Source organism: Enterobacter sp. Ap-1006, from assembly GCF_011752835.1.
Lineage (GTDB): Bacteria > Pseudomonadota > Gammaproteobacteria > Enterobacterales > Enterobacteriaceae > Cedecea.
In genome coordinates, this window is sequence record NZ_VWWU01000008.1 from 108,370 (window position 1) to 128,033 (window position 19,664).

Below are 19,664 nucleotides of genomic sequence, written 5' to 3' on the forward strand. Positions count from 1 at the left end.
TGCGCGAGCCGGATGGCGAGGGTTACACCTGCAGCCAGAACGTCACCGGCCCGTCATTAATTAGCGAAACCTGCATATCGGCGGCGAATCGCCCGGTTGGGGCGTCGATACCTTGTTGTTTGCAGCGCTCGACAAAATATTCATAAAGGGCTTCAGCCTGCTGTGGCGCTGCGCCACCGGAGAAGCTCGGACGCATCCCGCGTTCCGTGTCCGCAGCCAGCGTAAATTGAGACACCACCAGCAGGCTGCCGCCCGCCTGCTGGACGTTCAGGTTCATCTTGCCCTGCTCGTCGCTGAAAATTCGATACCCTAATACACGCTCGCACAGGCGATTCGCTTTCTGTTCGTTATCTTCTTTTTCGACACCCAGCAACACCAAAAGTCCGGGACCAATTTCACCCGTCACTTCACCCTCCACGGTGACGCTGGCACGGGTAACGCGCTGAATTAATGCAATCATTGTTCTTCCAGTTCTTCCTGCTCTGCAGCCTGTCGCAATTTACGGTAGTCGCCCAACGAAGCGGTGATTTCCGCCCCCAGCAACACGATACACCAGGTCCAGTAGACCCAGACAAATAATATGGGGATCACCGCCAGCACGCCGTAAATCAGCTGGTAAGAGGGGAACATGGTGATATAGAGGGCAAATCCCTTCTTACCCAGTTCAAACAGCAGCGCGGCAACCAGCGAGCCTATCATGGCGTCCTTTGCCCGCACGCTGGTCGTCGGCACCAGGCTGTAGAGCAGCCAGAACGCAAGCCAGGAAAGCAGCAGAGGAAAAATACGCAGGACTTCATCAAGCATGCTGTTGAGTTCTGAGGCCCAGCGTAGAGAAAGGAGGTAAGAGCTTATCGCCAGGCTGGCCCCGGCCAGCAGCGGCCCGAGCGTCAGGATCATCCAGTAAATGGCAAAGGAGTACACCTTTGGCCTCACGCGCTTACTGCGCCAGATAGTGTTCAACGCGCTATCTACCGCATACATCAGCAACAGCGAGGTGACGATCAGACCGATGGCCCCCACCGCCGTCATTCTGTTGGAATTCGCGACAAACTGTTCGATGTAACGCTGAATTACGTCGCCAGTGGCGGGCATAAAATTGGCAAAGATGAAGTGGCGCAGCTGAACGCTGATATCAGCAAACATCGGGAAGGCGGCAAACAGCGCAAAGACAACCGCCACCAGCGGCACCAGAGACAGCAATGACACATAAGCAAGGTTACCCGCCAGAGTCGTCATGTTGTCCTGGTCGATACGCTGCCACAGCAGTTTGCCCCAGGCCCAGAGAGGCCTGAGGCGATGCACAGTTTTACGGGGCACGCTTTTAATCATCCCTGTTTAGCAAACCAGTCGGGGATAGTCTGCTTGTCGATCACTTGAATGCTGGTGATGCCCAACGCTCGTGCACCGTGAATATTGTCGGCATTATCATCGAAGAATACGGCCTGATCGGCAGAGAATCCCTCTTCCTGCAGCACTTTAAGGTAGATTTCCGCGTCCGGCTTGCGCATCCCCATTTCCTGGGAGAGGTAGATTTTATCGGCCGACTGCGCCACTTCCGGGTATTCATCAGGCCAGAAACCGGTATGCAGGCGGTTGGTGTTGGAAAGCACCACCACGCGATGCCCCTGCTCGCGCAGCTTCTGCATGATGCCAATGGTGTCTTTGCGCAGGCCTACAAAAATAGCCTGCCAGCCCGCGGCAAACTGCTCGTAGCTCAGCGCCACGTCCATTTCGTGGCACAGGCGTTCGGCAAATACTTCATCCGTTATCTGCCCACGTTCATGCTGATGGAAGGTTTCTCCCATCGCGAAACTTTTCTGCAGGTTGGCTAACGGCACCCGGCTGTAATCGCTCCAGACGCCGAGCACGCGATTAAAGTCGATATCAACGATGACGTTACCTAAATCAAAGATATACAGCATGCGCACCTCCTTTCCGACATGGAGAAATAACTGTAGCGGGAAAGGCTGGCTTTGACTATCAGAGGAAGGCGAGGTTGCGCATTCTAAGGCAGAAATAAAAAAGCCCCGCCTTTACAGGCAGGGCTTCAGCAGACTGCGGAAAAGAAACTTAAGCTTCTTTGCTACCACGACCCGCACGTTTACGGTCGTTTTCAGTCAGGTGGCGCTTACGGATACGCACGGACAGCGGGGTCACTTCTACCAGTTCGTCGTCATCGATGAACTCCAGAGCTTGCTCCAGGGTCATTTTCTGCGCAGGAACCAGGGTGGTCGCTTCGTCAGTACCGGAAGCACGCATGTTGGTCAGCTTCTTACCGGTCAGGCAGTTTACGGTCAGGTCGTTGGAACGACTGTGGATGCCGATAATCTGGCCTTCGTAAACTTCAGCCCCGTGGCCCAGGAACAGCTTGCCGCGATCCTGCAGACCGAACAGCGCAAACGCAACCGCTTTACCCTGACCGTTGGAGATCAGTACGCCGTTCTGGCGCTGGCCCACTTCGCCCTGACGAATATCGTCATAGTGGCTGAAGGTGGAGTACAGCAGACCGGTACCGGAGGTCATGGTCATGAATTCGTTACGGAAGCCGATCAGACCACGGCTTGGGATAACGTAGTCAAGACGCACGCGGCCTTTGCCGTCTGGATTCATGTTTTTCAGGTCGCCTTTACGCTCACCGAGCGCCTGCATCACGGAACCCTGATGCTGCTCTTCAACGTCCAGAGTCACGTTCTCGAACGGCTCTTGTTTGCGGCCGTCGATTTCGCGGAAGATAACTTTCGGACGGGATACCGCCAGTTCGAAACCTTCACGACGCATGTTTTCAATCAGAACGGACAGGTGCAGTTCACCACGACCGGAAACGCGGAATGCGTCCGCATCTTCGGTTTCTTCAACACGCAGCGCAACGTTGTGAACCAGCTCTTTGTTCAGACGATCAAGAATCTGACGAGAGGTTACGAACTTACCTTCTTTACCGCAGAACGGAGAAGTGTTGACGTTGAAGAACATGGAAACAGTTGGTTCATCTACGGACAGCGCCGGCAGCGCTTCAACATTTTGCGGGTCGCAAATGGTGTCGGAGATGTTCAGCTCGCCCAAGCCGGTGATAGCGATGATGTCGCCAGCTTCAGCTTCGGTAGACTCGATACGCTCCAGGCCCAGGTGGGTCAGCACTTTACCGACTTTACCGTTACGGGTTTTCCCTTCGCTATCAATGATAGTGATCTGCTGGTTTGGCTTCACTTTACCGCGTTTGATGCGGCCGATGCCGATAACACCAACGTAGTTGTTGTAGTCCAGCTGGGAAATTTGCATCTGCAGTGGACCATCGAGGTCAACGCTTGGTGCCGGTACGCGATCAACGATAGCCTGGTACAGAGGGGTCATGTCTTCCGCCATATCAGTGTGATCCATACCCGCGATACCGTTCAGTGCGGATGCATAGATGATTGGGAAGTCGAGCTGTTCGTCGGTCGCATCAAGGTTAACGAACAGGTCAAAGACCTGATCCACAACCCAGTCAGGACGCGCGCCAGGGCGGTCAACTTTGTTGATAACCACGATCGGCTTCAAACCATGGGCAAACGCCTTCTTGGTTACGAAGCGCGTCTGCGGCATTGGGCCATCCATTGCGTCAACCACCAGCAGAACGGAGTCAACCATTGACATTACGCGCTCAACTTCACCACCGAAGTCGGCGTGTCCTGGGGTATCAACGATGTTGATACGATAGTCATTCCATTTGATAGCGGTGTTTTTAGCGAGGATGGTAATCCCACGCTCTTTCTCCAGGTCATTGGAGTCCATCACGCGTTCAGTAGTTTCAGCACGCTCACTGAAGGTACCAGACTGCTGCAGCAGCTTATCAACCAGGGTAGTTTTACCGTGGTCAACGTGCGCGATGATGGCGATATTACGCAGATTTTCGATCACAACTTTGCCTCAGGCATTAGAAATAGCGCGTTATTGTACACGTATTAATCGAAGGACAGAACAGGATCACAAAGAACCTTTACAAACAATGCAGAAAGTAAGGGTTTGTGATCGCTTTCACGGAGCTAAAAAGGGAGCCATAACGTAAATTGCACCAATATGGTGCTCAGGTTTCATACTGAAGCACTATATTGGTGCAAATTATTCATCCTGGTGCAGCCCTTTTGCACTATGGTGCGCATGATAGCGCCTTTTTAGGGTGATTTAAAAGTTGGCACAGATTTCGCTTTAAACATTTTATGGCGAAAAGCCACATTAAGAAGTGTTTGATTACCTCGTTACCACGACGACTACACCAATCCGGGAGAGTTTAAGTATGTCCGCTGAACACGTTTTGACGATGCTGAATGAGCATGAAGTTAAGTTTGTTGATCTGCGCTTTACCGACACTAAAGGTAAAGAACAGCACGTCACTATTCCTGCTCATCAGGTAAATGCTGACTTCTTCGAAGAAGGCAAAATGTTTGACGGCTCCTCGATTGGTGGCTGGAAAGGTATCAACGAATCCGACATGGTGCTGATGCCAGATCCAACCACGGCGGTAATCGACCCGTTCTTCGCGGACTCTACCCTAATTATCCGCTGTGACATTCTCGAGCCAGGCACCATGCAGGGCTACGACCGTGACCCGCGTTCTATTGCAAAACGCGCTGAAGACTACCTGCGCTCTACCGGCATCGCAGACACCGTTCTGTTCGGGCCAGAGCCAGAATTCTTCCTGTTCGACGACATTCGCTTCGGCAGCTCTATCTCCGGCTCCCACGTAGCTATCGATGATATCGAAGGCGCATGGAACACCGGCACCAAATACGAAGGCGGAAACAAAGGCCACCGTCCAGCGGTGAAAGGCGGTTACTTCCCAGTGCCACCGGTCGACTCTTCTCAGGACCTGCGTTCTGCGATGTGTCTGACCATGGAGCAGATGGGCCTGGTTGTTGAAGCTCATCACCACGAAGTGGCGACCGCTGGTCAGAACGAAGTGGCAACCCGCTTCAACACCATGACCAAAAAAGCTGACGAAATTCAGATCTACAAATACGTTGTACACAACGTGGCTCACGCTTACGGCAAAACCGCGACCTTTATGCCAAAACCAATGTTTGGCGATAACGGTTCCGGCATGCACTGCCACATGTCCCTGTCCAAGAACGGCGTAAACCTGTTCTCCGGTGACAAATATGCTGGCCTGTCTGAGCAAGCGCTGTACTACATCGGTGGTGTTATCAAACACGCTAAAGCAATCAACGCCCTGGCGAACCCAACCACCAACTCCTATAAGCGTCTGGTCCCAGGCTACGAAGCTCCAGTTATGCTGGCTTACTCTGCCCGTAACCGTTCTGCTTCTATCCGTATCCCGGTTGTTGCGTCTCCGAAAGCACGTCGTATCGAAGTGCGCTTCCCGGACCCAGCGGCTAACCCATACCTGTGCTTCGCAGCGCTGCTGATGGCCGGTCTGGACGGCATTAAGAACAAGATCCACCCTGGCGAAGCCATGGATAAAAACCTGTATGACCTGCCGCCAGAAGAAGCGAAAGAGATCCCACAGGTTGCTGGCTCTCTGGAAGAAGCACTGAATGCACTGAACGAAGACCGTGAGTTCCTGACTGCGGGCGGCGTATTCACCGACGACGCGATCGATGCTTACATCGCGCTGCGTATCGAAGAAAACGACCGCGTTCGCATGACTCCGCACCCGGTAGAGTTCGAGCTGTACTACAGCGTCTAATAATTTAGAAATCCAACGAGTTTCGTGTTGCAGTAAGACGGTAACTGAGTGAATCCCTGGGAGCATAGATAACTATGTGACCAGGGTGAGTGAGGGCAGCCAACGCAACTGTAGCGCGAAGGGCGTTAGGAGTTTTTGTTGCCGTGGAAACTTTGGCCCATCTTCGGATGGGCTTTTTTCTCCATCGGATCCTCCTGTGACGCTGTTTTTTGTCACTCAAAGACTATAATGCACTAAAACGGTGCACGGAGACTGCTGTATGGCAACTGGCGCGCTGCCCGATGCTGGGCAGATTCTGAATTCTCTCATCAACAGCATCCTGCTCGTGGATGACGAGCTGGCGGTTCACTACGCCAACCCTGCGGCTCAGCAACTACTGGCGCAGAGTTCACGCAAGCTGTACGGCACACCTTTGCCGGATCTATTGAGTTATTTCTCGTTGAATATTGGCGTCATGCAGGAAAGCCTGATGGCAGGCCAGGGGTTTACCGACAACGAGGTAACGCTGGTCATTGATGGCCGATCGCACATTCTTTCTCTGACGGCGCAAAAGCTGCCGGAAGGATACATCCTGATGGAAATGGCGCCGATGGATAATCAGCGCCGATTGAGTCAGGAACAGCTGCAACACGCGCAGCAGATTGCTGCCCGAGATTTAGTTCGTGGCCTTGCGCATGAGATTAAAAACCCGTTAGGCGGCTTACGTGGCGCGGCGCAACTGCTGAGTAAAGCGCTCCCCGACCCGTCGCTGACGGAGTACACCAAAGTCATTATTGAGCAGGCGGACCGCCTACGTAATCTGGTTGATCGTCTGCTAGGGCCTCAGCAGCCGGGCATGCACGTCACCGAAAGCATTCATAAAGTTGCCGAACGCGTGGTGAAACTCGTGTCGATGGAGCTGCCGGATAACGTCACTCTTGTGCGGGATTACGATCCGAGTTTGCCGGAGTTTGCGCACGACCCTGACCAAATTGAGCAAGTTTTACTGAATATCGTACGCAATGCGCTGCAGGCGCTGGGTAACGAAGGGGGCGAGATTATCTTGCGTACCCGTACCGCTTTCCAGCTGACGCTGCACGGTTCTCGCTACCGCCTCGCGGCACGCATAGATATTGAAGATAACGGCCCGGGTATCCCGGCACATTTGCAGGACACGTTGTTCTACCCGATGGTCAGTGGGCGAGAAGGCGGCACCGGGCTGGGTCTTTCCATCGCGCGTAGCCTGATCGACCAGCATTCGGGGAAAATCGAATTCAACAGTTGGCCTGGTCATACCGAATTTTCGGTTTACCTGCCTATTCGGAAGTAGAGGTCATTATGCAACGAGGGATAGTTTGGGTCGTTGACGACGATAGCTCCATCCGCTGGGTCCTTGAGCGCGCGTTAACCGGAGCCGGATTAAGCTGCACCACCTTTGAGAGTGGCAATGAGGTGCTGGACGCGCTGGCGACCAAAACCCCGGACGTGCTGCTGTCGGACATTCGTATGCCCGGCATGGACGGTCTTGCCCTGTTAAAGCAGATTAAGCAGCGCCACCCGATGCTGCCGGTCATCATCATGACCGCGCATTCGGATTTAGACGCAGCCGTTAGCGCCTATCAGCAAGGGGCTTTCGATTATCTGCCAAAACCGTTTGATATCGACGAGGCGGTAGCGCTGGTTGAACGCGCGATCAGCCACTATCAGGAACAGCAGCAGCCGCGAAATGCGCCGGATAACGGGCCAACGACCGACATCATCGGCGAAGCCCCGGCGATGCAGGACGTGTTTCGTATTATTGGCCGCCTGTCGCGCTCCTCCATCAGCGTACTGATTAACGGCGAATCCGGGACCGGTAAAGAGCTTGTGGCGCACGCGCTGCACCGCCACAGCCCACGGGTTAAATCGCCGTTTATCGCGCTCAATATGGCGGCTATTCCCAAAGATTTAATCGAGTCAGAGCTGTTCGGGCATGAAAAAGGGGCTTTCACCGGCGCCAACCAGATTCGCCAGGGGCGCTTCGAACAGGCTGACGGCGGCACGCTGTTTCTCGACGAAATAGGTGATATGCCGCTGGACGTTCAGACTCGTTTGCTGCGCGTGCTGGCCGACGGACAGTTTTACCGCGTGGGCGGCTACGCGGCGGTAAAAGTGGATGTCCGCATCATTGCGGCAACCCACCAGAACCTTGAGCAGCGGGTACAGGAAGGCAAGTTTCGTGAGGACTTGTTCCACCGTCTGAACGTCATCCGCGTGCACCTGCCTCCGCTTCGCGAGCGTCGGGAAGATATTCCGCGTCTGGCACGCCATTTCCTGCAAGTGGCCGCGCGCGAACTGGGCGTGGAAGCAAAGCTGCTGCATCCGGAAACGGAAAACGCCTTAACGCGTCTCGCCTGGCCCGGCAACGTGCGCCAATTGGAAAACACCTGTCGCTGGTTGACGGTCATGGCAGCGGGTCAGGAAGTGCTTATTCAGGATCTCCCGAGCGAGCTGTTTGAAACGACAGTGACCGAAAGCGGCGGGGTCACGCAGACCAACCCGGACAGCTGGGCCATGCTGTTGGCACAGTGGGCGGAACGAGCGTTGCGCTCCGGCCATCAGGATCTGCTTTCTGAGGCTCAGCCGGAAATGGAACGCACGCTGCTAACCACTGCACTGAGACATACTCAGGGGCATAAACAAGAAGCAGCTCGCCTGCTGGGATGGGGCCGAAACACGCTGACTCGTAAGCTAAAAGAGCTCGGTATGGAGTAACGTTCGGCCATTTTGTAAAGAAGCAAATCAGCCCGCCAATTGCTGCTATTTTGTACTTTACTGCCGCGCCGGGTTAAGTATGATCGGGCGCGTTCAGGCAGGAGAGTCGGTTATGTTGGAATCCGTAATTCATATGGTCACGCGCGGCGCTGAAGCTGGTCATTCGCCGCAGACGGCGGTAGCCGCGGTGATGTGCGCGTTACTGGTGAGCTTCTTTAGCTAAAAGAGAAGGCGGGGAAACCCCGCCTTTTTTATATCACTCTGGAAAATTGCTGCAGGCGCGCCTTTTGCCTCAGATAGGCATCAAAACACATGCAAATGTTGCGAATAAGCAGGCGTCCCTTGCCGGTCACCTGAATCCCCTGCTCACTGACCTCCACCAGCCCATCTTTCGCCAGCGGTGCCAGCAGGCCTAAGTCCTCGGCAAAGTAATCCGCAAACGTCAGCGACCAGGCCTGCTCAATGTCGGCGAAATTAAGCTGGAAGTTGCAGATCAGCGCCTTGATAACATCGCGGCGAATGCAATCGTCCCGCGTGAGCGCCAGGCCACGCCACAGCGCATTGCCCTGCTCATCCACCTGCTGATAATAGCGCTTTAGCTCTTTCTGGTTCTGCGCGTAACAGTCGCCAATCATGCTAATTGCCGACACGCCAAGCCCCAACAGATCGGTATCCCCTTGAGTGGTATACCCCTGGAAATTACGGTGTAGTTTGCCTTCCCGCTGGGCAATCGCCAGTTCATCGTCCGGGCGGGCAAAGTGATCCATCCCGATAAACTGGTAACCAGACCCCGTCAGCGAGTCGATGGTTTCCTGCAGGATATCCAGCTTCTGCTGCGCGCTCGGTAAATCAGCGTCTTTAATCTTGCGCTGGGCGGCGAATAGCGTCGGCAGGTGCGCATAGTTGAAAACGCTAAGGCGATGCGGGCTTAGCTCGGCTACGCGCTTGAGCGTGAAGGCAAAGCTTTCCGGCGTTTGCTTTGGCAGGCCGTAAATCAGGTCAATGTTGGTGGAAGTAAACCCCAACGCCCGCGCACGCTCGATCAGCGCGAAGATAAACGCTTCGTCCTGCTCGCGGTTGACGAGGCGCTGCACTTCTTTGTTGAAGTCCTGAACGCCCATACTAAGGCGGGTAAAGCCTTCCTGCCGAAGATGGTCGAGCACATCCAGTTCAATTTCACGCGGGTCAACTTCAATAGACAGTTCCGCGTCATCATTAAAATGGAAATTGCCACGCAACAGCGCCATCAGGCGGGTTATTTGCGCTTTGCTCAGATAAGTTGGCGTCCCGCCGCCCCAGTGCAGCTGGCTAACCTGCCGGCCCGCAAACAGCGGCGCACGGTGGATGATTTCCTGCTCCAGAGCATCGAGATACTGGTCAGCCTTGTGCTGCTGGCGGGTCACAATTTTATTGCAGCCACAGAAATAGCAAAGCTTGTGGCAGAACGGGATATGCACATAAAGCGACAGCGGCCGCTCCGGGTAACGGGCAACCGCCTGCAAAAATGCCGGTTCGCCAAAGGCTTCAGAAAATTCCAGTGCGGTTGGATAAGAGGTGTAACGCGGCCCTGAATAATTATATTTCTGGATCAGAGCCAGATCCCAGTCGATTAACAGCTCAGACATACTCACTCCTTGCGGTGTTGTCGCCGGCGCCGACGAGGCGAAGCTGGCCCGCTCGTTCCACGAGCCATAACCCTTCGCCGCAGCGAATTCTGCAGCCGCGACAGCCGCCGTAGTTTAACGAATAACCACAGCAGATAACACACCAGCGGAATAACCATAATAAGAACAGGTAATCCCATAGGAGTAAACGTCAGTTACCGCCCTTCAGCAGACGCATCAAATCATCCGCTTTTTCTTCTTCTTCCTCTTCATCGTCTTCCCAGGCGATGCCGAGCTGTTCCATTAGTGCATCGATGCGATCGAGCTTCGCATCCACCCAGGACTGCTCTTCCTTGCTAAGGGTTTCGCCTGCTTCCAGACGCTCCAGCAGCCCATCCAGGCGCTCATCGTTTTCCAGCATATCCAGCTCAGCCTGTGGTGTTAGCATAGGTTTCTCGCTCTTCGGTTTGTGCTGTTTAGCGACCGGTGCTGCATCGGCTACGCCCAGTTGAATAGGTTTTTTACTGCCAATGCGAGGGTCTTTCGCCTGACCCGATGATTTGCCGCCTTTCGCCTGATTGCCACCATTCGCGCGGCTCCCCGCTGCGTGGCCGCTGTGTTTTTTCTGGCGCTTACGCTCACGCGCTTCCTGGTCAAGCTCTTCGCGTGATTTACGGCGTGCTTTTGCCGGTTTTTTACCTTGTGGTGCCGAGTTTGGTTGCTTCATGATAAGTCGTCTTAAGCCATTTTATTCAGTATAGAATTGCGGCGGAATCTAGCAGAAAGCAAGCAAAGAAAAAAGGCGACAGGTTAACCCGTCGCCTTTTTCTTATTCTGGCCCCCGTAAAGGAGCAAATATTCCATGTTAGCTTGAGACAACCCTGTCCTTCCTTCGCCGACACACTCACTTTACCGCTACGCTTGTTATTAACAAGGTGGCCGCCCACATTCATGGCTTCCCCCACAATGAACTAACCAGTTAATTATTTGAAAATAAAACACTCTTGAATAAATCGTTGCCAATATTCACCGGGATATCTGTCATTTACCATAGCAAATGACTTACAAAATCAATCCACTTCGCTGTAAGCCTTCTGCTTCTGGCGAGAAACACGGCGTTTTCTGCTCGTTCAGGTATAATCCCCGGCAAATGATTACCTGACGGAGACAACCGTTTTGAAAAACTGGAACTATCAACTGACTAAGTTCGTGCTCAGCGCACCGGACATTCGCCATCTGCCTTCTGATACCGGTATTGAGGTTGCTTTCGCAGGCCGCTCTAACGCGGGGAAATCCAGCTCGCTGAACACGCTGACCAATCAGAAAAGCCTGGCGCGTACCAGTAAAACCCCTGGCCGTACGCAGCTCATCAACCTGTTTGAAGTTGCCGAAGGCAAACGCCTGGTAGATTTACCTGGCTACGGCTACGCCGAAGTCCCGGAAGAGGTGAAACACAAATGGCAGCGCGCGCTGGGGGAATACCTGCAAAAGCGTAACAGTCTGAAAGGCCTGGTCGTGCTGATGGATATCCGTCATCCACTGAAAGATCTCGATCAGCAGATGATTGAGTGGGCAGTAGCCAGCAATATCGAAGTCATGCTGCTGCTGACCAAAGCCGATAAGCTCGCATCAGGCGCGCGTAAAGCACAGCTGAATATGGTGCGTGAAGCGATTCTTGCGTTTGGCGGAAATATCGAGGTCGAGGCGTTCTCTTCCCTGAAGAAAACCGGCGTTGATAAACTGCGCCTGAAGCTGGATAGCTGGTACAACGATCTTCCGCCGGCGGTGGAAGAGGAAGCGGCTGAAGAGTAATTCGTCCCTTCAAGGATCGTCTGCTCACTCTCAGTTCACAACGCGGCCCTGGCCGCGTTTTTCTTTTCTTTCGCGCAATAAAAAACGCCCCAGTCATTTCTGACTGGGGCGGCTAAATATTCAGCCAAATCCGATTACGTGAAGTAAAAGGTCTGAAAGATAGAACATCTTACCTCTGTACCCTACGCGAATAACTTTACTCCTTTTTAATCGCTCAAAAAAGCATTTTTTGTAGTTTTTTTTCACTTTTTGCATCACATTCTTGAAGCATCATCACAAAAAGCTATGACTTATGTTGCTTAGTTACAAAAACATGACCTGAGCAATTGTCGATTAATGCGCCTCATCCCAGTTTTTGCCACTGCCGACTTCCACCAGCAACGGCACGTCGAGCTTCATGCTGCTTTCCATCAGCTCATGCACCTTTTTAGACACCGCATCCACGTCGTCTTTGTGCACTTCGAACACCAGTTCATCGTGCACCTGCATGATCATTTTTACACGTGGCTTTTCTGTCTCCAGCCAGCCGTCGACTGCAATCATCGCGCGCTTGATAATATCGGCGGCAGTACCCTGCATAGGGGCGTTAATCGCAGCACGTTCCGCGCCGGCGCGGCGAGCACCGTTGCTGGAATTGATGTCCGGCAGGTAGAGACGGCGACCATCCAGCGTCTCAACATAACCCTGATCTTTCGCCTGAGCACGCGTACGCTCCATATACTCCAGCACACCCGGATAACGCTCGAAGTAGAGATCCATATACTTCTGGGACTCTTTCCGCGGAATATTGAGCTGGCGGGAAAGGCCAAAGGCGCTCATGCCATAGATCAGACCAAAGTTAATTGCCTTCGCACTGCGACGCTGTTCGCCGGTGACGCTTTCTAGCGGCAGACCAAACACTTCCGCAGCGGTGGCGCGGTGGATATCTTTGCCTTCGGCAAAGGCGCTTAACAGGCCTTTATCACGGGAGAGGTGGGCCATGATACGCAGTTCAATTTGCGAGTAGTCCGCAGAAACAATCACGTAGTCCTTAGGCGCAATAAAGGCCTGACGAATACGGCGCCCTTCTTCGTTGCGAACAGGAATGTTCTGCAGGTTAGGATCGGTAGAAGATAAGCGCCCGGTGGCCGTAACTGCCTGGTGATAAGACGTATGCACGCGCCCGGTTATCGGGCTAATCATCAGCGGCAGCTTGTCGGTATAGGTGGATTTCAGCTTCGCAAGGCCACGGTATTCCAGGATCACTTTCGGCAGCGGATAGTCCAGCGCCAGCTCTTCAAGCACCTCTTCGGACGTCGAAGGCGCTCCGCCCGGCGTTTTCTTCAGCGGCTTAATCCCCTGCTTTTCAAAGAGAATGGTTTGCAGCTGCTTTGTAGAAGAGAGATTAAATTCTTCTCCTGCGATTTCATGAGCTTTGCGTTCAAGCTCGGCCAGGCGCTTAGTCAGCTCACCAGAATGCGCGTGCAAAATAGCCGGATCGATTTTCACGCCGTTGCGTTCAATGCGCGAAATCACCGGCACCAGCGGCATTTCAACGTTTTTAAAGATGCTTAATGGGCCTGCAACCTTCTCGAGTTTCGGCCACATCTTCAGGTGCAGCTGCAGGGTGACATCCGCATCTTCTGCCGCATAGCGCCCGGCAGTTTCCAAATCGATCTGGTTAAAGGTCAGCTGTTTTTTGCCTTTGCCGGCAATCTCTTCAAACGAGATGGTTTGGTGCTTCAGCCAGCGATCGGCCAGGCTGTCCATATCATGGCGGCCTGCGACGCTGTCCAGCGTGTAGGATTCCAGCATGGTGTCAAAAGCGATACCCCGTAGTTCAATGCCATAGTTCTGCATGATGCCACGGTCGTATTTCAGGTTTTGCCCGACTTTCAGCGCCTTCTCATCTTCCAGCAGCGGCTTAAGTAGTTCCAGCGCACGCTCGCGAGAAATTTGCTCCGGCGCATCGAGATAGTCATGCGCAACGGGGATATAGCAGGCCACACCCGGTTCTGTCGCAAAGGAAAGCCCGACCAGATTGGCACTGACGTTGTCCAGGCTGTCGGTCTCGGTATCAAACGCAAACAGCGGCGCTTTTTTCAGCCGCTCAATCCATTCAAGCAGTACGCTCTCATCCAGGATAGTGACGTAGTTGTCATAAGAGAGCTGGCTGGCTGGCACTTCAGGTTCGGCTTCAACCTCACCGGCTTTCTGCGGTTGTGCGGCCGGCTTAGCCCCTTTGGCCTGCATCCATTTACCGGCCTCTACGTCGGTTATCCAGCGTTTGAATTCATACTGCTTGAAGAGTGTCAGCAGTTCGTCTGCCGCCGGCTGCTGGACTTCAAGCTGCTCGCAGCCCAGTTCCAGCTCAACGTCAGTCTTAATGGTGGCGAGCTTATAGGAGAGGTAGGCCAGCTCTTTGCTTTGCTCCAGCTTAGCGGCCATAGTTTTCGCGCCACGGAAGGTGAGTTCGGCAATTTTCTCAGGGTTGGCGTAAAGCGTATCCAGCCCACCCAGCCCCTGAAGCAGCGCCTGAGCCGTTTTTTCACCCACGCCCGGTACGCCAGGGATGTTGTCCGAAGAGTCACCCATCAGCGCCAGGAAGTCGATAATCAGCTCCGGAGGTACGCCGTATTTGGTCAGTACCTCCTCCGGCCCAAGGATGGTATTGGTCATGGTGTTAATCAGCGTCACGCCCGGCGTCACCAGCTGCGCCATGTCTTTATCACCGGTACTGATCAATACCGGGCGGCCGGCTTTTTCAGCCTCCAGCGCCAGCGTACCGATAACATCATCAGCTTCAACACCTGAGACGGCCAGTAAAGGCAGGCCCATCGCTTTAACCATCGCATGCAGCGGCTCAATCTGCGCTCTGAGATCGTCCGGCATTGGGGGACGGTGCGATTTATAGTCCTCAAACAGCTCATCACGGAACGTTTTGCCTTTGGCATCAAACACTACGGCAGCGTGCGTCGGCTGGTATTGCAAAATCAGGCTACGCAGCATGTTCAGCACACCGTACATCGCCCCTGTTGGCTCGCCACGGCTGTTCGTCAACGGTGGGAAGGCATGATATGCCCGATAAAGATAGGAAGAGCCATCAACGAGGATAAGCGGGTTGTCTGCGATCTGGACCATAATGTTCCGTTCCATGCCTGTGATTAATGTATTGCTAAAGGATGCCATAGCCTGGCCAAAAACATGAACTATTGGGCGCAATATGCTGAAAAGAATTCCAGGATTGAGGGATCCTGCGTGAGATCGTTTTTGTGGATAACTTTGTGTATATTTTTTTAACTAACTAATTTCATGGCATTATTTTTATTGATCCTTTATTAAATACATTTTAATTTCAGTAAGTTAAATGAATGTTAGTTTAGCCTTACTGAATTAACCAACGATCGTTTGATGTGGATATATGCTCAGACGAGTAAGAAAAACGGGCCACTGTTCTCCCCATAAATGCGATCGGTGAAAATCCTGTTCATTTGGCGAGTCGCTATTATAGGTTTTCTGATAAGATCCGCCCCTTATTGCCGCTAATATCAGCATTCCATACACCCTAACCAGCAAAAACATTACCTATGTCGAGATTACTCGCCGCGATCACATTGGTGTTAAGCATTGCACTGACTATTCTGGTCACGGTTGCCTGCTCTGTTCCTATCATTTTAGCCGGGATCGTTAAGCTGATGCTGCCCGTTCCGTCTATCTGGCGTTCGATCTCGGTATTTGCTGATTTCATGATGTACTGCTGGTGCGAAGGGCTCGCATTGCTGCTGCGCCTCAATCCTTATTTGAAATGGGATGTCGAGGGATTAGAAGGCCTGAATAAAAAGAACTGGTATCTGTTAATCAGCAACCATCAGAGCTGGGCAGATATCGTGATCCTTTGCGTGTTATTCCGCAAACATATCCCCATGAACAAGTATTTTCTTAAGCAGCAGCTTGCCTGGGTTCCTTTTATGGGGCTGGCCTGCTGGGCGCTGGATATGCCGTTTATGAAACGTTATTCAAGAGCTTATTTGCTGCGGCATCCTGAACGCAGGGGGAAAGATGTCGAAACGACCCGTCGTTCATGTATGAAGTTTCGTGCTCACCCTACCACTATTGTGAATTTCGTTGAGGGCTCGCGCTTCACTGCTGAGAAAAAGAAGCAAACCCGTTCACCGTTTAACTACCTGTTACCGCCGAAAGCGGCAGGTATAGCGATGGCGATGAATGTGCTGGGCAAACAGTTTGATAAGATGCTGAACGTTACGCTGTGTTACCCGGACAATAGTCTTCTGCCGTTCTACGATATGCTTTCAGGCAAAATGACAAAAATCGTTGTGCGGGTTTCTTTGGTGCCGATTACCGAAGAGCTTCACGGAGATTATGTTAACGATAAAAGCTTTAAGCGCCGTTTTCAGCTCTGGCTGAATATGCTGTGGAGCGAAAAAGATAAGCAGCTGGAAACGCTACTCTCTGGGGATAAAAAAGCCGGTCAATGACCGGCTTTTTTAATCTTATTTCTTCTCAACCAGGTATTTCACGGTGTCAGCATACTGCTGCACGAAGATATCCATGCTGCTGGTGTCCATGCCCTGCATATTCAGCTGATATTTGCCGTTAACATACATAGCCGGGACGCCCTGCAGCTGGAGATCGGCTGCCGCTTTTTCTTGCTGAGCAACCAGAGATTTCACCACAAAGCTGTTCCAGGCCGCATCGTACTCTTCCGGTTTCACACCCGCGTCAATGAACACTTTGCGGATGTCGGCATCATTCTGCACGGTTTGTGTTTTCTGAACGGCTTCGAACATTGGGGATGAGATTTTATCTTCTACGCCCAGCGCCATAGCAACAGCCCAGGCTTGAGTCAGATCTTTGCCTAATGGGCCAAGGAACTCAACGTGATACTTGGTCATTTTGGTGCCTTCAGGCAGTTTTTTCTTCACGTTATCAGACACATGAAGAACCTGTTCAAACTGGTAGCAGTGTGGGCAGTAGAATGAGAAAAATTCTAATACCTGTGGTTCACCAGCCACCGGCTTATCCAGGGTGATGTACTGCTTACCGTCGGTAAACTGTGCCGCAGAGGCGCTAAATGCCAGGATCATGCCTGCCAGCGCCAGCCAAATCTTCTTCATAATCAACTCTCTCCTGAATTTTACTGATTAATACATTGGCGTTAATTGTAATGGAGGTTCTCGTAGAACCCGGACCTGCTCTGTAAAGCTTACAGTCTGTCTTCTCCAGAAATCTTCTTCACTAAACCACGGGAAATTTCGGGGGAATGCGGGGTCATCCCAGCGTCGCATTAGCCACGCGAGATAATAGACGATGCGCATAGCGCGCAACGGTTCAATCAGGGTTAGCTCGCTGGTATCAAATGACGAAAACTCTTCGTAAGCTTCAATAATGGTTTCTAACTGCATGCGCTGTTCGGCTTTATCTCCATTAAGCAGCATCCAGATATCCTGCACCGCTGGGCCATTACGAGCATCATCAAGGTCAACAAACAGCGGTCCGTCGCGCCAGAGGATATTGCCAGGATGGCAATCGCCGTGCAGGCGCAGTGGTTCAAAATCAGTGTGCCAGGTGCGTTTAACTTCCTCTATCAACGCATCCGTTGCAGTCAGAAAATCTTTCTTAAGAGCGCGGGGAATGAGCTCGCTATTTTCAAATAGCTCGCGCGGCTGGAAGAGATATTCATCCAGACCAAAGGTTGGGCGATGCTGAAAGAGCAGCTGACGACCCGTTTGATGAATGCGGCCAAGATAGCGGCCCACCCATTCCATCTGGTCGATGTTATCAGTTTCATATTGCCGCCCTCCCAGGCTTGGGAACACGGCAAACATAAAGCCCTGATGCTGCAGAAGAGTGTTTCCAGCAAAACAAAGAGGTGCAGCCATAGGCACTTCATCGGCCAGCAGTTCCAGCGCAAAGTGATGTTCTTCTTCAATTTGCGCCGCGGACCAGCGATGTGGGCGATAAAACTTGACCACAAAACGCTGGCGTTCTTCATCCTGGAATTGATAAACGCGGTTTTCAAAACTGTTTAACGGCGTCAGTCCCGAATCCACCCGAATGCCTTGTTCAAAAAGAGCATCGAGGATTGTATCCGGATGTAGAGTCTGGAAATTAAATGCGCTGTCTGTCATCCCGGCAACCGGAAGTAAATACGAATGCTTCAGGATAACATTTCAAAACCGCTTAAGTGTTTCGACTTACAAGCTTTTACTCTTTTATTCCTTAATGACACCGCGAGCGCGCAGCAGTGCCGTTTTGAAATCTTCTTCATAATCTTTTTTAAGGCCAGGGATCGCATCATCTTTTGCAGAATCACGCATTTTCAGGTGGTAGATCAGTACATCGTCAGTGAGCTCAGCCAGTTCACCGCGATAGCCTGACTCAGCGGCCAATTTCTGTAAGAATTGTATCAGGTTCAGATCTGGCTCTTTTTGCCATGCAGGCTGAAGCAGCTCAAGAAGTTCGTTAAGGCGCTTACATTTCATGTTGGTGTTCCTTATCACATGTGAAAGACAACACGTTAGCAGGCTCAAACCCACATTAAAAGAGGCGATATTCGTGCAGCGATTAACAGAAGTCACCGGCGTTGTGCTAGCCGGTGGCAGAGGAAGCAGAATGGGCGGCAATGATAAGGGATTAGCCCTGCTTAACGGCCAGCCACTTTTCCAGCACGTCCTCAATGTATTAAAACCACAGGTAGGCGATGTTGTAATCAGTGCCAACAGAAACCTTGAGACCTATCAGCAAAGCGGAATTTCGGTTATTCAGGATTCAATGAGTGATTACCAGGGACCATTGGCCGGTATGTTAGCCGTGATGGAACAAACTGAAAGTGAGTGGCTGCTATTCTGCCCTTGCGATACCCCCAATATTCCCGCCGCTCTTGCCCGCACGCTTTGGCAAGCGCGTGGGAACGCATTAGCAATATGGGCAAATGATGGGCTACGGGATCACCCCGGCGTAGCTTTGCTTCATCATTCGCTTTGTTTGCCATTGAGAGAATACCTGCTCGCTGGCGAAAGGCGAGTGATGCATTTCTTACTAAGCACAGGAGGACATTCAGTCTCTTTTGATGGCCAGGCTGCTTGTTTTACCAATATAAATACTCTCGATGAGCTTTCACAATGGCAGAAAAAAGGATAACGCCGCCTTTACTGGCTATTTCAGCCTGGAGCGGAACAGGAAAAACCACATTATTGAAGCAGCTGATCCCACTGCTATTGGATAAAGGCATCAGGCCCGGACTCATTAAGCACACGCATCATGATATGGATGTGGACAAACCTGGGAAGGATAGCTATGAACTCCGTAAAGCTGGCGCCGCGCAGACCATTGTCGCCAGCCAGAAGCGCTGGGCACTAATGACTGAAACCCCCGAAGAGCCTAATCTGGATTTACATTATCTCGCCTCAAGAATGGATAACCGCAAACTGGATTTAATTCTGGTCGAAGGTTTCAAACACGAAGCCGTGGCTAAGATTCTTTTATTCAGGCAGGAAACTGGCCATAAAGCTGAAGCATTACAGATCGATCGGCATGTCATTGCTATAGCCAGCGATGTGTCGCTCACCGCTTCTGTCCCTGTATTGGATCTTAATAATGCAGAGCAGATCGCTGATTTTATCTATGAATGGGTAGAACTGCAGTAATACGGAGAAAATATGTGGCTTATGGTTTGTTTGAATCTTTAAAAAGCAAAAAACCCCAGCCGTCAGGCTGAGGTTTTCTGTTTTATTTGATGCCTGGCAGTTCCCTACTCTCGCATGGGGAGACCCCACACTACCATCGGCGCTACGGCGTTTCACTTCTGAGTTCGGCATGGGGTCAGGTGGGACCAC

General features: G+C 52.2%; 19 protein-coding genes and 1 rRNA gene. 8 read left to right on the plus strand and 12 right to left on the minus strand.

From position 1 onward, the window contains the following. Positions 1 to 22: 22 nt before the first annotated feature. The 4 genes from dtd to typA form a co-directional block, all read right to left on the minus strand. Positions 23 to 460: a D-aminoacyl-tRNA deacylase gene (gene dtd / locus F3J28_RS20875; protein ID WP_008457399.1), complete on the minus strand. Its 438-nt coding sequence runs from the start codon at positions 458 to 460 to the stop codon at positions 23 to 25. Then, positions 457 to 1,329 carry a virulence factor BrkB family protein gene (locus F3J28_RS20880; protein WP_039299070.1) on the minus strand — a complete coding sequence of 291 codons (873 nt, stop codon included), beginning with the start codon at positions 1,327 to 1,329 and terminating at the stop codon, positions 457 to 459. The genes dtd and F3J28_RS20880 overlap by 4 nt, the downstream gene beginning before the upstream one ends. Next, positions 1,326 to 1,922: a glucose-1-phosphatase gene (gene yihX, locus F3J28_RS20885; protein ID WP_166879414.1), complete on the minus strand. Its 597-nt coding sequence runs from the start codon at positions 1,920 to 1,922 to the stop codon at positions 1,326 to 1,328. Before yihX ends, F3J28_RS20880 begins: the two co-directional genes overlap by 4 nt. Positions 1,923 to 2,070: 148 nt before the next feature. Next, positions 2,071 to 3,894, minus strand: a complete 1,824-nt coding sequence (typA, locus tag F3J28_RS20890; protein ID WP_039289131.1) for a ribosome-dependent GTPase TypA — start codon at positions 3,892 to 3,894, stop codon at positions 2,071 to 2,073. 376 nt (positions 3,895 to 4,270) lie between these two features. Here typA and glnA point away from each other — a divergent pair, with 376 nt between their 5' ends. The 4 genes from glnA to F3J28_RS20910 all read left to right on the plus strand — a co-directional run bounded on the left by glnA (position 4,271) and on the right by F3J28_RS20910 (position 8,636). Further along, positions 4,271 to 5,680: a glutamate--ammonia ligase gene (glnA, locus tag F3J28_RS20895; protein WP_039289129.1), complete on the plus strand. Its 1,410-nt coding sequence runs from the start codon at positions 4,271 to 4,273 to the stop codon at positions 5,678 to 5,680. 259 nt (positions 5,681 to 5,939) lie between these two features. Beyond that, complete coding sequence (gene glnL / locus F3J28_RS20900) at positions 5,940 to 6,989, plus strand: nitrogen regulation protein NR(II) (protein WP_166879417.1); 1,050 nt, start codon at positions 5,940 to 5,942, stop codon at positions 6,987 to 6,989. An 8-nt stretch (positions 6,990 to 6,997) separates the two neighbouring features. Continuing rightward, the gene (gene glnG, locus F3J28_RS20905) at positions 6,998 to 8,413 is read left to right on the plus strand and encodes a nitrogen regulation protein NR(I) (RefSeq protein WP_008457391.1); all 1,416 of its coding nucleotides are present in this window, start codon (positions 6,998 to 7,000) and stop codon (positions 8,411 to 8,413) included. Between the two features lie 112 nt (positions 8,414 to 8,525). Continuing rightward, complete coding sequence (locus F3J28_RS20910; RefSeq protein ID WP_166879420.1) at positions 8,526 to 8,636, plus strand: YshB family small membrane protein; 111 nt, start codon at positions 8,526 to 8,528, stop codon at positions 8,634 to 8,636. A 28-nt stretch (positions 8,637 to 8,664) separates the two neighbouring features. On the opposite strand, the gene hemN is transcribed toward F3J28_RS20910, so the two are convergent. Both hemN and yihI read right to left on the minus strand, forming a co-directional pair. Then, positions 8,665 to 10,038 (minus strand): oxygen-independent coproporphyrinogen III oxidase, encoded by a 1,374-nt coding sequence (gene hemN / locus F3J28_RS20915; protein WP_166879423.1) that lies wholly within the window; start codon positions 10,036 to 10,038, stop codon positions 8,665 to 8,667. Between the two features lie 190 nt (positions 10,039 to 10,228). Next, the gene (gene yihI / locus F3J28_RS20920; RefSeq protein WP_166879426.1) at positions 10,229 to 10,744 is read right to left on the minus strand and encodes a Der GTPase-activating protein YihI; all 516 of its coding nucleotides are present in this window, start codon (positions 10,742 to 10,744) and stop codon (positions 10,229 to 10,231) included. A 449-nt stretch (positions 10,745 to 11,193) separates the two neighbouring features. Between yihI and yihA the strand changes: the two genes are divergently transcribed. Continuing rightward, on the plus strand, positions 11,194 to 11,829 hold the full coding sequence (gene yihA, locus F3J28_RS20925; RefSeq protein WP_008457383.1) for a ribosome biogenesis GTP-binding protein YihA/YsxC: 636 nt from the start codon (positions 11,194 to 11,196) through the stop codon (positions 11,827 to 11,829). A gap of 120 nt (positions 11,830 to 11,949) precedes the next feature. On the opposite strand, the gene spfP is transcribed toward yihA, so the two are convergent. After that, positions 11,950 to 11,997 (minus strand): small protein SpfP, encoded by a 48-nt coding sequence (gene spfP / locus F3J28_RS22650; RefSeq protein WP_071892919.1) that lies wholly within the window; start codon positions 11,995 to 11,997, stop codon positions 11,950 to 11,952. Between the two features lie 165 nt (positions 11,998 to 12,162). Further along, positions 12,163 to 14,949, minus strand: coding sequence for a DNA polymerase I (gene polA, locus F3J28_RS20930; protein WP_166879429.1), 2,787 nt, complete (start codon positions 14,947 to 14,949; stop codon positions 12,163 to 12,165). 446 nt (positions 14,950 to 15,395) lie between these two features. Here polA and yihG point away from each other — a divergent pair, with 446 nt between their 5' ends. Continuing rightward, the gene (gene yihG / locus F3J28_RS20935; RefSeq protein WP_166879432.1) at positions 15,396 to 16,304 is read left to right on the plus strand and encodes a 1-acylglycerol-3-phosphate O-acyltransferase, YihG family; all 909 of its coding nucleotides are present in this window, start codon (positions 15,396 to 15,398) and stop codon (positions 16,302 to 16,304) included. Between the two features lie 15 nt (positions 16,305 to 16,319). On the opposite strand, the gene dsbA is transcribed toward yihG, so the two are convergent. From dsbA to F3J28_RS20950, 3 genes are all read right to left on the minus strand, one after another. Next, the gene (dsbA, locus tag F3J28_RS20940; protein ID WP_166879435.1) at positions 16,320 to 16,943 is read right to left on the minus strand and encodes a thiol:disulfide interchange protein DsbA; all 624 of its coding nucleotides are present in this window, start codon (positions 16,941 to 16,943) and stop codon (positions 16,320 to 16,322) included. Positions 16,944 to 16,970: 27 nt separating this feature from the next. Beyond that, the gene (locus F3J28_RS20945; RefSeq protein ID WP_166879437.1) at positions 16,971 to 17,957 is read right to left on the minus strand and encodes a serine/threonine protein kinase; all 987 of its coding nucleotides are present in this window, start codon (positions 17,955 to 17,957) and stop codon (positions 16,971 to 16,973) included. An 84-nt stretch (positions 17,958 to 18,041) separates the two neighbouring features. Then, positions 18,042 to 18,311: a YihD family protein gene (locus tag F3J28_RS20950; RefSeq protein WP_008457378.1), complete on the minus strand. Its 270-nt coding sequence runs from the start codon at positions 18,309 to 18,311 to the stop codon at positions 18,042 to 18,044. A 73-nt stretch (positions 18,312 to 18,384) separates the two neighbouring features. On the opposite strand from F3J28_RS20950, the gene mobA reads away from it, so the two are divergent. Next, on the plus strand, positions 18,385 to 18,969 hold the full coding sequence (mobA, locus tag F3J28_RS20955; protein WP_166879457.1) for a molybdenum cofactor guanylyltransferase MobA: 585 nt from the start codon (positions 18,385 to 18,387) through the stop codon (positions 18,967 to 18,969). After that, positions 18,951 to 19,475 (plus strand): molybdopterin-guanine dinucleotide biosynthesis protein MobB, encoded by a 525-nt coding sequence (gene mobB, locus F3J28_RS20960; protein WP_166879441.1) that lies wholly within the window; start codon positions 18,951 to 18,953, stop codon positions 19,473 to 19,475. Before mobA ends, mobB begins: the two co-directional genes overlap by 19 nt. A 91-nt stretch (positions 19,476 to 19,566) precedes the next feature. Here the strand turns inward: mobB and rrf are convergent. After that, a 5S ribosomal RNA gene (gene rrf, locus F3J28_RS20965) occupies positions 19,567 to 19,664 on the minus strand; the annotation flags it as partial.